The sequence below is a fragment of the Curtobacterium sp. NPDC087082 genome, assembly GCF_044745045.1.
Lineage (GTDB): Bacteria > Actinomycetota > Actinomycetes > Actinomycetales > Microbacteriaceae > Curtobacterium.
Genome location: NZ_JBIUZN010000001.1, coordinates 351,543 through 364,241, shown reverse-complemented (window position 1 = coordinate 364,241; position 12,699 = coordinate 351,543). Strand labels below are relative to the sequence as shown.

Here is a 12,699-nt window from a genome sequence, read left to right as displayed (position 1 = left end):
GTCGAGGGCATGACGACGACCCCGGACGACCTCGCCGAGGAGCTCCGCGAGTCGATCGGCCGGATCGTGCGGGCCACCCGGGCACTCACCGACGAGCTGCCGCAGGCGCAGAGCGCGAGCCTGGGCCTGCTCGACCGGCAGGGGCCGCAGACCATCGCCGAGCTCGCGCGGGCCCGCGGCGTGAAGCACCAGGGACAGTCGCGGACCGTCGCGGAGCTCGAGGAGCGCGGCTTCGTGGAGCGAGGCGTGTCCGACGGGGACCGGCGGGTCTCGGTGATCCGGCTGACGGACTCGGGCCGCACGGTCATGCTCCGGGAACGGAGCGCCCGAGCCGGGGCGTTCGCGTCGGTGATCGGCTCCGAGCTGTCCGAGGCCGAGCGTGCGGCACTCGCCAGGGTGCCGGAACTGTTCGACCGCATCGCGGCGAGACTCGAACGGTGAACGCCCTCTCATCCGGATCGACCACGTCGATGTACAACACTGTTGTAGACTCGTCGACATGGAGCTGACGAAGTACAACCACGCCACCGTCGTCCTCGAGCAGGACGGCGCCACCCTCGTCATCGACCCGGGCACGTTCACGCCGGAGGGCGCCGACCTCGCGACGGCCGCCGTCGCCGTCCTCGTCACCCACGAGCACTTCGACCACTTCGACGTCGACGCCGTCCGTGCCGCCCTCGCCACGAACGACGCCCTCGTGGTGCGTGGGCCCGCCGCGATCGTCGACCAGCTCGGCGCGCACGACGGCCGCGTCGCCGCGGTCTCCGCCGGTGACGCGTTCGAGGTCGGCCCGTTCTCGGTGCAGGTCTTCGGTGAGGAGCACGCCGTCATCCACGGCGACATCCCGACGATCGCGAACGTCGGCTACCTCGTGAACGGCGCCGTGTTCCACCCCGGCGACGCCTACCTCGTGCCCGGCGTCCCGGTGCAGACCCTGCTGCTGCCGACCAGCGGCCCGTGGACGAGCACCGCCGAGGCCGTCGACTACGTCCGCGCGGTCTCCCCGGAGCACGCCGTGCAGATCCACGAGGCGATGCTCAGCGAACTCGGGCAGCAGTCCGCCGCGCGGTTCCTCGGCCCGGACGGTCTCGGACCGGTGCCGGTGCAGATCCTGCCCGCCGGCGAGTCGATCACCGTCTGACGGACGTGACGCGCCCCTGAGAGGTGATCCGCGCCTCCAGGGCAGGGTGGAGGGATGCCCGACGCACCCTCCACCGCCGTCCTCTTCGACATCGACGGGACCCTCGTCGACTCGAACTACCCGCACATCGACGCCTGGTGGCGGGCGTGCACGGCAGCCGGAGAGTCCGTCGACGCCTGGCGGATCCACCGCGCGATCGGCATGGACTCGGCGAAGCTGCTCGAGGAGCTGCTGCCGGACGCTACCGACGAGCAGCGCGACACCGTCAAGCAGTTCCACACCGCGTACTACGCCGAGCAGATGCCGCGGTTGCGGCTCCTCCCGGGTGCCCGTGAGCTGCTCCGGTCCGTCGCCGAGGCCGGTCACGCCGTCGTGCTGGCCACGAGCGCGCCCGAGGACGAACTCGTGCGCCTGCGCGAACTGCTCGACGCCGAGGCGTGGATCACCGCCGTCACGAGCTCGGAGGACGTCGAACAGGCCAAGCCGGACCCCGGGATCATCGAGGTCGCTCTCCGGAAGGTCGGCGTGTCCGCCGATGCTGCGGTGATGGTCGGCGACGCGATGTGGGACGTCGAGTCCGCCGGACGGGTCGGTGTGCCCTGCGTCGCCGTGATGACGGGCGGGATCGGCGGCGACGAGCTGCGCCGGGCCGGGGCGGCCCGGGTGTACGACGACGCGGCAGCGGTCCTCGCCGACCTGCGGGCGGGCCGGGGCCCCATCGCGGACCTGGCGAGCGGCCCCGGGGGAGTCGCCGGCAGCGGGGCGGGCGCGTGAGCGTCCGCGGCGTCGACCACATCGGACTGACCGTGCCCGACGTCGACGCGGCCAGCGCGTTCCTGGTCGACGCGTTCGGCGCCGAGGTGCTCTACGACACGCTCCCCGCGGACCAGCCTCCGAAGGGCGGCGCGGCGACGACGTCACGCCTCGGTGTCCCAGGAGACGCCCGTGAGGTGCGGATCCGGATGCTCGCGCTGCCCGACGGCCCCGGCATCGAGCTGTTCGCCTTCGACCACGTCGAGCAGGACACCCCGGCGGTGCCGTCCGACCTCGGGTGGCAGCACCTCGCGCTGTACGTCGACGACCTCGACGCCACGCTCGACCGGGTCGTGGTCGCCGGTGCGACCGCGCTCGGCGCACCCCGCCCGCTCCCGGGGCCCGAAGCCGGCGACCGGAACCGGTTCGTGTACGTCCGCACCCCGTGGGGCAGCACCGTCGAGCTCCTGACCTACCCCGATCCCCAGCCCTACGAGGAGCACACGTCGCGCCGACGCTGGCATCCGTGACAGGATCGTCGGTCGTGATCACGATCGAACGCGTTCGGTGGGACGACCCCCGTGGTGTGGCGCTCCGCGCCCGCATGGACGAGGAGATGCACGAGCGCTACGGCGCCGCGAACGGCGACGAGGACCCGGCGGTGACGGCCGAGCGGGGCCGGGCGCTCGCCGTGGACCCGGCGACGATCATCACCTCGATCCTCGCGATCGACGAGGACGGCGAGGCCCTCGGGCACATCGCCGTCCGGCGCCTCGGTGACGAGGTCGAACTGAAGCGCCTCATCGTCCTCGCCGCCGCCCGCGGGAAGGGCGCGGCCACGGCGCTGCTCACCGAGGGGGAGCGCGTCGGGCGTGAGGAGGGCGCCGCGCGGCTCATCCTGCAGACCGGCGACAAGCAGCCCGAGGCCGTGGCGCTCTACGAGAAGACCGGCTGGACCCCGATCCCGGTGTACGAGCCGTACGCCGCGACGATGCCGTGGTCGTTCTGCTTCGAGAAGGCGCTCTAGCGGTACCCCACTTCCGCATTGCACTCTCAGCCCGATAGTGCAATTCTTGTCCGGTGAGCACCACCGAGCGCACCCGCGCGCTGCGCCGACGCATGATCGTCGAGGCACGTCGGGCGACCATCGAGCACGGGCTGCACGGCTTCACGATCGAGCAGCTCTGCGAGACGGTCGGGGTGTCCCGGCGGACGTTCTTCAACCACTTCGCGTCGAAGGACGACGCCGTGCTCGGCATCGAGATCAACGCGGACGTCGAAGCCATCGACGCGTACGCCGCCGGCGGTGTCGTCGCGGCCGACCTCGAGCCGCTGGACTCCATCGTCGCGCTGGCGATCGACCAGTTCCACCGGGCCGGCATCGACCGCGCCGACGAGGTCCTCGTCCGCGGGGTCTTCGAACGGGAGCCGGCGCTCGTCGCCCGGTTCCTCTCGGCCACCGACGTGCAGCTCGGCCGCATCACCGACGCCGTACGAGCGCGGTTCGGTTGGGGCGACGCCACCGACCGCCGTGCGCGGCTCGTCACCGAGGCCGCCGCAGGGCTGCTCAAGGTGACGGCGGAGACCTACTTCGACGACGCGTTCGACGAAGCCACCGGCCCCGCGTTCGACGAGCTGCTCACCCAGAACCTCCGCCTGATGAGGGCGGCCATCACGACCGGACAGGACACCACCGAATGAGCGCCACCGCGCCGGGCACGACCAAGCGTGCCCGCCCAGGCTCCGACGGACCGCTGCTCCTCACGCAGCGCCGGATCTGGATCATCTTCTCCGCGCTCATCGCGGGGATGCTGCTCTCCAGCCTCGACCAGACCATCGTCTCGACGGCGATGCCCACCATCGTCGGCGAGCTCGGCGGCGTCGCGCACCAGGCGTGGCTGACGACCGGGTACCTGCTCGCCTCGACCATCGTGATGCCCGTGTACGGCAAGTTCGGTGACGTCCTCGGCCGTCGCAACCTGTTCCTCATCGCGATCGCCCTGTTCACCATCGCGTCGGCCGGTTGTGCGTTCGCCGGCGACTTCACCCAGCTCGTGGTCTTCCGTGCCATGCAGGGCCTCGGCGGCGGCGGCCTGATGATCCTGTCGCAGGCGATCATCGCGGACATCGTGCCGGCCTCCCAGCGCGGCAAGTACCTCGGCCCGCTCGGTGCGATCTTCGGCCTCTCGGCGATCGGCGGCCCGCTGCTCGGCGGGTTCTTCGTCGACCACCTCACCTGGAACTGGGCGTTCTACATCAACATCCCGGTCGGCATCGCCGCGTTCTTCGTGGCGTGGTTCGCGCTGACCCTGCCGAGCAAGAAGGCGACGAAGCGCATCGACGTCCTCGGCGTGCTCTTCATGTCCGCCGCGACGACGTGTCTGGTGTTCTTCTCGGAGTTCGGCGGCAGCAAGGACCACGGTTGGGACGCCCCGGAGACGTGGGCCTGGTTCGCCGGTCTCGTCGTGTCGGCAGCGCTCCTCGTGCTCGTCGAGTCGCGTGCGGCGGACCCCGTCCTGCCGCTGTCGTTCTTCCGGAACCGCACCTTCCTGCTCGCGACCGGCATCGGCCTCGTGCTCGGCATCGGCATGTTCGCGGCGATCGGCTTCGTCCCGACGTTCCTGCAGATGGCGTCCGGCACCTCGGCGGCGGTCTCGGGTCTCCTGATGCTGCCGATGATGGTCGGCCTGATCGGGACCTCGATCGCGTCCGGCAACCTGATCACCAAGACCGGTCGCTACCGGATGTTCCCGATCATCGGGACGATCCTGGTCGCCCTGGCGATGCTCGCGATGACCCAGCTCGCGGCGGACACCCCGATCTGGCTCATCTGCGCGTACCTGTTCGTCTTCGGTGCGGGCCTCGGCCTCATCATGCAGGTGGTCGTCCTCGTGGCGCAGAACGCGGTGCCCGCCGAGCAGGTCGGTACCGCCACGTCGACGAACAACTACTTCCGCGAGGTCGGCGCCTCCCTCGGGACCGCCGTGTTCGGTGCGCTCTTCACGGCGCGGCTCACGACGTCGCTCACCGACGTGTTCCGCGGCGCCGGCGGATCGGCGACCGACGCTGCGTCGTCGGCGGGCAGCATCGACCCCGCGACCGTGGCGAAGCTGCCGGAGGCGGTGCAGGACGGCATCGTGAACGCGTACGCCGACTCCCTGGCGCCCGTGTTCTGGTACCTGCTGCCGTTCATCGCGGTGGCCTTCCTGCTCGCGCTGTTCCTCCCGCAGATCAAGCTCTCCGACACGGCCGGCATGGTCGCCCGTGGCGAGGCCGTCGGCGGAGCCGAGGCCGACGAGCTCGAGCGTGCGCAGCGCGCGGGGCACACGGCCGGCGCGGCCGAGCCGCAGCCGGAGCCCGAGCCGGCCGATGCCGGTCCGGACCGTTCGGAGCGCTGACCGCGCGATCCACGAAAGCGACAGTCCCCCGCAGGATCCCTGCGGGGGACTGTCGCTTTCGGCGGCACGGACGTGCCGCGACGGCGCCGATCTGTCGCTCCGGCGGGGTGGTCCGGACCACCGCCGGCCAGGAGGCGCGGTGCCAGCTCGCACCGCGCCTCCCGTCCGCGACGGCGCGCGCCCACCGCGCCCCGCTCGCGAAAGCGACAGGCTGCCGCCGGATCTCGGCGGGCACCTGTCGCTTCCGCGGGGTGATCGCCGCGCGGTCGCGGCACATCGTCGCTCTCGCGGCACGAACCGCCGCGGTCCGCGACCGCGCGCGGCGCCCGCGCGCAGCCGCGGCGCGCGCTACGCGCCCGTGCTCGCGCGGCGCACCAGGCGCGTGGGGAGCGCCGCGGCCTCCGGCGCGGTGCCGTCGAGCGTCGCGAGCAACCGCAGCGCCGCGGCCCGGCCGAGGTCCGCGCCGGGGAGTGCGACGCTCGTCAGGGCCGGCGCCGTGACCGAGGACGACGGCAGGTCGTCGAACCCCGCGACGGCGAGTTCGCCGGGGACCGCGATGCCGAGCTGCCCGGCGACCCGCAGCACCCCGTACGCGAGGGTGTCGGCGGCCGCGACGACCGCCGTGACGTCGTCGTCCTGCCAGGCCTCGAGGACATGTTCGGTCGCCGAGGCCGCGGCGTCCACCGTGAGGTCGGCGCGGGCGGTGACCTCGGAGACCTCGATGCCGACGGCCGCGCACTCCTGTTCGAAGAGCTCCCGACGGACGCCGAACGTCGCAGCCCGCGAGGTCCCGTCGAGGTACCCCACGCGCCGGTGGCCGCGCTCGTGCAGGTGGGCGACGAGCTCGTGGACACCGGGGGAGAGGTCGTAGTTCACGGCCTCGGGTCCGCCGGGGGCGTCGAGCAGCACCACGGGGACGGTGGCGGTCATCGTCTCGTCGGCGGCGGGCGCGTCCACGAGGATGCCGGCCGGGCGGAGCCGCTCGAACCGCCGGACGTCGGCGGCCACCGGCTGGGCCCCGCGCTCCGTGACGGAGAGCACGAGCTGGAAGCGGTCGCCGACGGTGTCGCGCACGCCGCGGATCACCTCGGCGAAGAAGGGGTTCGACAGGTCGGGGGCGATCAGGACGACGAGGTCGCCACTGCCCCGCGCGAGGGAGCTGGCAGCGTGGTCGACGACGTAGCCGAGCTCGTCGACGGCGTCGCGCACCCTCGTGGCGATCGGCACCGAGACCCGGCCGCGGTCCTTGCCGTTCACGACGAGCGACACCGTGGCGATGCTCGTCCCCGCGCGCTCGGCCACCATCGCAGCGGTCACACGACGGCCGGGGGCGGCGGAGGATGGCACGCGTCGATGCTACCGAGCGCGGACCGCGCAGTTCGGGTCCGCCGCCGATGACTTGACGTCAAACGCTTGACGTGTTTCCATGTCAAACGCTTGACGTGCCGCGGGAGCTGATCCTCGCCGCGGATCCCCACCTCGTCGAGCCTCGACCTGCTGATCCCCGAAGAAGTGGAGCGCCCCGCGTGCCCGAGAAGATCATCCTCGACTGCGACCCCGGCCACGACGACGCCGTCGCGATCCTGCTGGCCCACGGCAACCCGGACATCGAGCTCCTCGCCGTGACGACCGTCGTCGGCAACCAGACGCTCCCGAAGGTCACCCGCAACGCCCTCGCCGTCGCCCGCATCGCCGGGATCACCGGGGTCCCGTTCGCCGCCGGTGCCGACCGTCCGCTGCTCCGCGAGATCGAGGTCGCCGGTGACATCCACGGTGAGAGCGGTCTCGACGGGCCGATGCTCCCCACCCCGTCGTTCGAGCTGGACGAGCGGCACGCGGTCGACCTCATCGTCGAGACCGTCATGGCGCACGAGCCCGGCACGGTCACCCTGGTGCCGACCGGCGGCCTGACGAACATCGCCCTCGCGGCCCGCAAGGAGCCCCGCATCGTCGAGCGCGTCAAGCAGGTCGTCCTGATGGGCGGCGGGGTGCACGTCGGCAACTGGAGCCCGGTCGCCGAGTTCAACATCGTCATCGACCCCGAGGCCGCCTCGATCGTCTTCGACGCGGGCTGGGACGTGGTCATGGTCGGCCTCGACCTGACGCACCAGGCGCTCGCGACGCCCGAGGTCGCCGAGCGCATCGCCGCCGTCGGCACCGCCCCGGCGGCGTTCGTCGGCGAGCTGCTCGACTTCTTCGGCCAGACCTACAAGGACGCCCAGGGCTTCGACGCCCCGCCCGTACACGACCCCTGCGCCGTCGCGTACGTCATCGACCCGACCGTCGTCCGTGCCGTGAAGGTCCCGATCCACGTCGAGACGCAGGGCACCCTGACCCTCGGCATGACCGTCGCCGACTTCCGCGCGCCCGCGCCGGCGGACTGCCGCACGAGCGCCGCGACGGAGCTCGACCACGGCCGGTTCTGGGACCTCGTCGTCGACGCCCTCGAGCGCATCGGCGAGACCCCGGACACCGGCTGGACGCCCCGGACCGCAGCCACCACGACCACCACGGAGCACTGACCCCCATGACCACCACATCGACGAAGAAGTCGATCGGCGCCCTCACCGCCGCACTACTCGCAGCCTGCATCGCGTTCCAGCTGAACGCGAGCATGCTCAGCCCCGCCCTGGTCACGATGGCCCGCGAGCTGCACACCGACGACGCCACGATCGGCCTGTCGCAGACGCTGTTCTTCACCCTGGCGGCGCTGTTCTCGCTGTTCCTGCCGCGCCTGTCCGACATCGTCGGCCGCAAGCGCGTCCTGCTCGGCATGCTCGCGGTGATGCTCGTCGGCAGCATCGTGGCGGCGCTCGCGGTCAACGTCCCGATGCTGTTCGTCGGCCGCATGATCCAGGGCGTCACCGGCCCGGTCGTCCCGATCGGCCTGCTCATCCTCCGCAACGAGATCGCCGACCCGAAGCGCTACGGCGCCGCCCTCGGCCTGCTCACCGCGGTGAACGGCGGCATCGCGGGCGTCGACGCGCTCGCCGGTGGGTGGATCGCGACGCACTTCGGGTTCCGCGGGATCTTCTGGGTCATCGCGATCGTCACCGTCGTCGCGGCGCTGATGGTCGCTGCGTGGGGCGTCGAGTCGAAGCCGTCCGCCGGCACCCGCATGGACTGGTGGGGTGTCCTGCCGCTCGTCGTCAGCGTCGGCGCACTGCTCACCGCGTTCAACGAGGCGGGCAAGCTCGCAGCCGCCAACTGGGGCCTCGTGGTCGGTGGCATCGTCCTCGCCCTCGTGGCCTTCGGCGTCTTCTGGGCGGTCGAGTCGCGGGTGCGCGAGCCCCTCGTCGAGACACGGTTCCTCAAGCGCCGCGCGACCTGGGCGCTGCTCGTCACGACCCTGCTCACCATGACGGGCGTGTTCGCGGTCGTGAACGGCCTCGTCACGAGCCTCGCGCAGAACCCGGACGCGGGCTTCGGGATGGAGGCCGACCTCGCCTCGCTCGCGTTCCTCACCCCGTACGCGCTGGTCGGCTGGATCGTCGGACCCTTCGCCGGCCGGCTCGCGCCGACCCTCGGCTACCGCGCCGTGCTGCGCGTCGGCCTGGTCGGGAGCATCGTCGCGACGCTCGTCATGGCGTTCGTCGGCGTGCACTCGCTGCCGGTGCTCATCGCCGCGACCGTGCTGATCGGCATCACGTACGCCGGCATCGCGAACATCATCCTGAACGGGCTCGGCATCGTGCTCTCGCCGGAGTCGAACCCCGGCTTCCTGCCCGGCCTCAACGCCGGTGCGTTCAACCTCGGTGCCGGCATCAGCTTCGCCGTCCTGCCGGCCCTGCAGATCGCGCTCGGGACCGGCGGGTCCGCGGGCACCGCCGGGTACTCCGGTGGCATGCTGCTCGGTGCCGTGATCACCTGCGCGGCACTCGCCACGTCCTTCCTCATCCCGCGCCCGGCCTCGGCCGAGACAGGAGCCGCCGCATGACCGGCATCGTCGTCGTGGGGAGCCTCAACGCGGACCTGGTGGTCCGCACGGAGCGCTTCCCGAAGCCCGGTGAGACCCTCCAGGGGTCCGACCTCGCGATCCTGCCAGGCGGCAAGTCCGCCAACCAGGCGGTTGCTGCCGGGAGGCTCGGGGGCGCCGTGCGCATGATCGGCGCGGTCGGGGACGACGGGAACGGTCGACTGCTGCGCGACTCCGTCGCGGCGGCGGGTGTCGACACGACGCACGTCGCCGTCCGGGAGGGCGTGGCCACCGGGACCGCCGTCATCACCGTCGACCGCGCAGGGGAGAACACCATCGTGATCTCCGCCGGCGCGAACGGCACGCTGACCCCGGACGACGTCCCCGCCGATGCCCTCGACGGTGCCGGCGTGCTCGGTCTCTGCCTCGAGGTCTCGATCGACGTCGTCCTGGCCGCCGCCCGCGCAGCGCACGCCGCCGGGGTCACGGTGCTCACGAACCTGTCCCCGTTCGGTGCCGTCCCGGCGGAGCTGCTCGAGCTGACCGACGTCCTGCTCGTCAACGAGCACGAGGCCGCCGAGCTCGGGGAGCACGGCGTCCGACGGTCGATCGTGACCCGGGGCGGCTCGGGCTGCGTCGTGCACGACGGTGACGCCGAGCCGGTGTCGATCGACGCCGTCCGGGTCGACCCGGTGGACACCACGGGCTGCGGCGACGCGTTCATGGGTGCGGTGGCGCTGCGCCTCGCCGCCGGGGACCCGCTGGTCGAGGCCGCGCGGTTCGCGGTCGGTGTCGGGGCGTACGCCGCGACGAAGGCGGGCGCGCAGGCGTCGTACCCGACCACCGCGGAACTCGAGGCGTTCCTGCGGGGCTGAACCGCGCCTCCTGGGCCGTGCCCGTCCGACGGGGCCACTAGCGTTGTGGCATGCGCGTGGGAGTCCTCGACATCGGGTCCAACACCGGCCACCTGCTCGTGGTGGACGCCCACGGCGGTGCCGCCCCGCTGCCGGCGTCGTCGTTCAAGCAACCGCTGCGCCTCGCCGAGCACCTCGACGACGCCGGCGCGGTGACGGAGGCGGGCGTCGACGCCCTGACCTCGTTCGTCGCCGACGCCGTCCGCGTCGCCGAGGACCGCGGGTGCGAGGACATGCTCGCGTTCGCGACCTCGGCCGTCCGTGACGCCGTGAACTCCGACGCGGTGCTCGCCCACGTCGAACGGGCGACCGGGGTCGAGCTCGCCGTGCTGTCCGGCGGGGACGAGGCGCGCTTGACGTTCCTCGCCGTGCGGCGGTGGTTCGGGTGGTCCGCTGGTCGCCTGGCCGTGTTCGACATCGGCGGTGGGTCGCTCGAGATCGCCGGCGGAGCGGACGAAGCGCCCGACGTCGCGTGGTCGATGCCGATCGGCGCCGCCCGGCTCGCCCGGTCGTACTTCGCGGCTGGGACCCCGACCGAGGACGACGTGCGCCGGATCCGCCACGAGATCCGGGTGGAGATCGCCCGCGACGCCGGGCTGCTGCTGCGCGCCGGGCGGCCGGACCGTGCCGTGGCGACCTCGAAGACGTTCCGGTCGATCGCACGGATCTGCGGCGCGGCGCCCTCGGGTGCGGGGCCGCTCGTGCCGCGCGCGCTCGACGGCGACGTGCTCCGCGCGAAGCTGCCGGCGCTCCTGACGATGTCGGTCGCCGAGCTGGCCGAGCTCCCCGGGGTGTCGCCGAGCCGGGCGCACCAGGTGGTCCCGGGAGCCCTCGTCGCCGAGGCCTGCCTCGACATCTTCGACCTGCCGGCGCTCGAGATCTGCCCGTGGGCGCTCCGCGAGGGCGTGATTCTCGAGCGGCTCGACCAGCTGTCGGTGCTCGGCTAGCCGTTCCTCGGCGGTGCGAGGAGCCACGGGCGGATCATCCGCGTGACGAACGGCAGCACCCAGAACGTCATGATCGGCGTGAGCACGAGCGTCGTGACGAGCACGCGCGGCAGCACGGGGAGTGCGCCGAACGCGGGGACGAGCCAGCTGACGAGGTACGTGAACGCCAGGTTGACCGGGAAGAACCCGAGCCAGATGCTCACGGCCTGCTTCCACCGCGGCGGTGCGCTCGACGCCGGGGCATCGGCCGGTGCGTCGAACCACCCCTCGATCCCGGTGCGCTTCTCGACACGGGACTCCACCACGAGGTCACGGCCGAGGTCGAGCCACCGCAGCCGGTCGTCGGAGTTCTCCCACGTGGCGAGGGAGTCGTGGTCGGCGAACCGGTAGAGCATGTGCCACTCACGGCTCGTCGCGTGCGAGCGGACCCAGCCCGAGCCGAGGAAGCCCGGGTAGCGGTTGGCGAGGTTCACGCCGGACTGCACCCAGCGGGTGACGTCGGGGATCCGTTCGGGTTCGACGAGTCGGGTGATGGAGACGGTGACGGGCGGGCCATCGGTCGCGGGTGGCGACGACAAGGCCCCAGGCTCTTCTGGAGTCATGCGTCAAGTCTGGCCGACGCGTGTTTCCTGCTCGTGTCGCGCGGTCCGGCTAGCTGGCCTGCTTCTTGGCCGCAGGCTTCTTGGCGGCCGGCTTCTTGGCGGGTGCCTTCTTCGCCGGGGTCTTCTTCGCGGGTGCCTTCTCGGCCGGGGCCTTCTCCGGTGACTCGTCGGCCGTGGAGTCCTGCTTCGTGGAACGGGACCCGCTCCGGGAACGCGACCCCGTGCCTCCCGAACCGGACCGCTTCTTGTCCACCGACGCGCGCAGGGCGGCCATCAGGTCGATGACGTCGCCACCCTCGTCATCGTCGTCGTCCTCGGCGCGCTCACCGAAGGTCTTCTCGGTGTCGATGTCGTCGCCGGACTCCAGCTTCGCGTCGATGAGCTGCTGCAGCTCCACCTGGTAGGCGTCGGTGTAGCGGTCGGGGTCGAAGTCCGTGGACATGCTGTCGACGAGCGACGACGACATCTTCAGCTCGTTCGCGCTGACCTTCACCGCTGCGTCCAGGCCCTTGAAGTCGGCGGCACGGACCTCGTCGCCCCAGAGCAGCCCCTGCAGCAGGATCACGTCGTCGTTCACCCGCAGGACGCCGAGCCGAGTCTTCTGCCGGAGCGTGAACTGCACGATCGCCAGCCGGTCGGTCTTCGCGAGGGTCTCGCGCAGGAGCACGTAGGCCTTGGGGGAGCGGGAGTCGGGCTCGAGGTAGTAGGACTTCTCGAACATCATCGGGTCGACCTGGTCGACGGGGACGAACTCGAGGACCTCGATCTCGTGCGACTGCTCCTCGGGGAGCTGCTTGAAGTCGTCGGCGGTGAGCACCACCGTCTTGTCGCCGTCGTCGTAGGCGCGCTGGATGTCGGCGTACTCGACCTCGTGGCCGAACTCGCAGACGCGCTTGTACCGGATGCGGCCCTTGTCCTCGTCGTGGACCTGGTGCAGCGACACGTCGTGCGTCTCGGTCGCCGCGTAGACCTTGATCGGCACGTTGACGAGCCCGAACGCGATGGAGCCCTTCCAGATCGACCTCATG

The 12,699-nt window shown here is 71.9% G+C and carries 14 protein-coding genes; 11 read left to right on the top strand and 3 right to left on the bottom strand.

The annotated features are described in order from the left end of the window. Nucleotides 1-9: 9 nt before the first annotated feature. The 7 genes from ACIPEP_RS01665 to ACIPEP_RS01635 are packed head-to-tail and all read left to right on the top strand — an operon-like array spanning nt 10 to nt 5,292. Entirely contained in the window at nt 10-441 is a 432-nt protein-coding gene (locus tag ACIPEP_RS01665; protein WP_071296579.1) for a MarR family winged helix-turn-helix transcriptional regulator, read from the top strand. Between the two features lie 58 nt (nt 442-499). After that, nucleotides 500-1,141 (top strand): MBL fold metallo-hydrolase, encoded by a 642-nt coding sequence (locus ACIPEP_RS01660; RefSeq protein ID WP_071303353.1) that lies wholly within the window; start codon nt 500-502, stop codon nt 1,139-1,141. Nucleotides 1,142-1,195: 54 nt separating this feature from the next. After that, complete coding sequence (locus ACIPEP_RS01655) at nt 1,196-1,915, top strand: HAD family hydrolase (RefSeq protein WP_402716288.1); 720 nt, start codon at nt 1,196-1,198, stop codon at nt 1,913-1,915. Then, a complete protein-coding gene (locus ACIPEP_RS01650; protein ID WP_402716287.1) occupies nt 1,912-2,424 on the top strand; it encodes a VOC family protein in 513 nt (170 codons plus the stop codon). The genes ACIPEP_RS01655 and ACIPEP_RS01650 overlap by 4 nt, the downstream gene beginning before the upstream one ends. 14 nt (nt 2,425-2,438) lie before the next feature. After that, nucleotides 2,439-2,921 (top strand): GNAT family N-acetyltransferase, encoded by a 483-nt coding sequence (locus tag ACIPEP_RS01645; protein WP_229086503.1) that lies wholly within the window; start codon nt 2,439-2,441, stop codon nt 2,919-2,921. 53 nt (nt 2,922-2,974) lie between these two features. After that, nucleotides 2,975-3,595 (top strand): TetR/AcrR family transcriptional regulator, encoded by a 621-nt coding sequence (locus ACIPEP_RS01640; protein ID WP_070417197.1) that lies wholly within the window; start codon nt 2,975-2,977, stop codon nt 3,593-3,595. Next, complete coding sequence (locus ACIPEP_RS01635) at nt 3,592-5,292, top strand: MDR family MFS transporter (protein WP_092388221.1); 1,701 nt, start codon at nt 3,592-3,594, stop codon at nt 5,290-5,292. Before ACIPEP_RS01640 ends, ACIPEP_RS01635 begins: the two co-directional genes overlap by 4 nt. 348 nt (nt 5,293-5,640) lie before the next feature. On the opposite strand, the gene ACIPEP_RS01630 is transcribed toward ACIPEP_RS01635, so the two are convergent. Next, nucleotides 5,641-6,639, bottom strand: coding sequence for a LacI family DNA-binding transcriptional regulator (locus tag ACIPEP_RS01630; protein WP_254791849.1), 999 nt, complete (start codon nt 6,637-6,639; stop codon nt 5,641-5,643). 179 nt (nt 6,640-6,818) lie between these two features. On the opposite strand from ACIPEP_RS01630, the gene ACIPEP_RS01625 reads away from it, so the two are divergent. The 4 genes from ACIPEP_RS01625 to ACIPEP_RS01610 are packed head-to-tail and all read left to right on the top strand — an operon-like array spanning nt 6,819 to nt 11,069. Next, nucleotides 6,819-7,814, top strand: a complete 996-nt coding sequence (locus ACIPEP_RS01625) for a nucleoside hydrolase (protein ID WP_402716286.1) — start codon at nt 6,819-6,821, stop codon at nt 7,812-7,814. A 5-nt stretch (nt 7,815-7,819) separates the two neighbouring features. Next, on the top strand, nt 7,820-9,229 hold the full coding sequence (locus tag ACIPEP_RS01620) for an MFS transporter (RefSeq protein WP_092388224.1): 1,410 nt from the start codon (nt 7,820-7,822) through the stop codon (nt 9,227-9,229). After that, nucleotides 9,226-10,083: a ribokinase gene (locus ACIPEP_RS01615; RefSeq protein ID WP_402716285.1), complete on the top strand. Its 858-nt coding sequence runs from the start codon at nt 9,226-9,228 to the stop codon at nt 10,081-10,083. Before ACIPEP_RS01620 ends, ACIPEP_RS01615 begins: the two co-directional genes overlap by 4 nt. Nucleotides 10,084-10,133: 50 nt before the next feature. Beyond that, a complete protein-coding gene (locus ACIPEP_RS01610; protein WP_071296586.1) occupies nt 10,134-11,069 on the top strand; it encodes a Ppx/GppA phosphatase family protein in 936 nt (311 codons plus the stop codon). On the opposite strand, the gene ACIPEP_RS01605 is transcribed toward ACIPEP_RS01610, so the two are convergent. Beyond that, entirely contained in the window at nt 11,066-11,671 is a 606-nt protein-coding gene (locus ACIPEP_RS01605; RefSeq protein WP_374115162.1) for an antibiotic biosynthesis monooxygenase, read from the bottom strand. The genes ACIPEP_RS01610 and ACIPEP_RS01605 overlap by 4 nt on opposite strands. Before the next feature lie 49 nt (nt 11,672-11,720). Further along, nucleotides 11,721-12,698: a Ku protein gene (locus tag ACIPEP_RS01600; RefSeq protein WP_402716284.1), complete on the bottom strand. Its 978-nt coding sequence runs from the start codon at nt 12,696-12,698 to the stop codon at nt 11,721-11,723. Nucleotide 12,699: the final 1 nt, after the last annotated feature.

Coding starts and splice junctions, on each gene's coding strand:
- ACIPEP_RS01620 (WP_092388224.1), top strand. CDS start 7,820: ATGACCACCACATCGACGAAGAAGTCGATCGGCGCCCTCACCGCCGCA.
- ACIPEP_RS01655 (WP_402716288.1), top strand. CDS start 1,196: ATGCCCGACGCACCCTCCACCGCCGTCCTCTTCGACATCGACGGGACC.
- ACIPEP_RS01610 (WP_071296586.1), top strand. CDS start 10,134: ATGCGCGTGGGAGTCCTCGACATCGGGTCCAACACCGGCCACCTGCTC.
- ACIPEP_RS01600 (WP_402716284.1), bottom strand. CDS start 12,698: ATGAGGTCGATCTGGAAGGGCTCCATCGCGTTCGGGCTCGTCAACGTG.
- ACIPEP_RS01615 (WP_402716285.1), top strand. CDS start 9,226: ATGACCGGCATCGTCGTCGTGGGGAGCCTCAACGCGGACCTGGTGGTC.
- ACIPEP_RS01660 (WP_071303353.1), top strand. CDS start 500: ATGGAGCTGACGAAGTACAACCACGCCACCGTCGTCCTCGAGCAGGAC.
- ACIPEP_RS01635 (WP_092388221.1), top strand. CDS start 3,592: ATGAGCGCCACCGCGCCGGGCACGACCAAGCGTGCCCGCCCAGGCTCC.
- ACIPEP_RS01665 (WP_071296579.1), top strand. CDS start 10: ATGACGACGACCCCGGACGACCTCGCCGAGGAGCTCCGCGAGTCGATC.
- ACIPEP_RS01605 (WP_374115162.1), bottom strand. CDS start 11,671: ATGACTCCAGAAGAGCCTGGGGCCTTGTCGTCGCCACCCGCGACCGAT.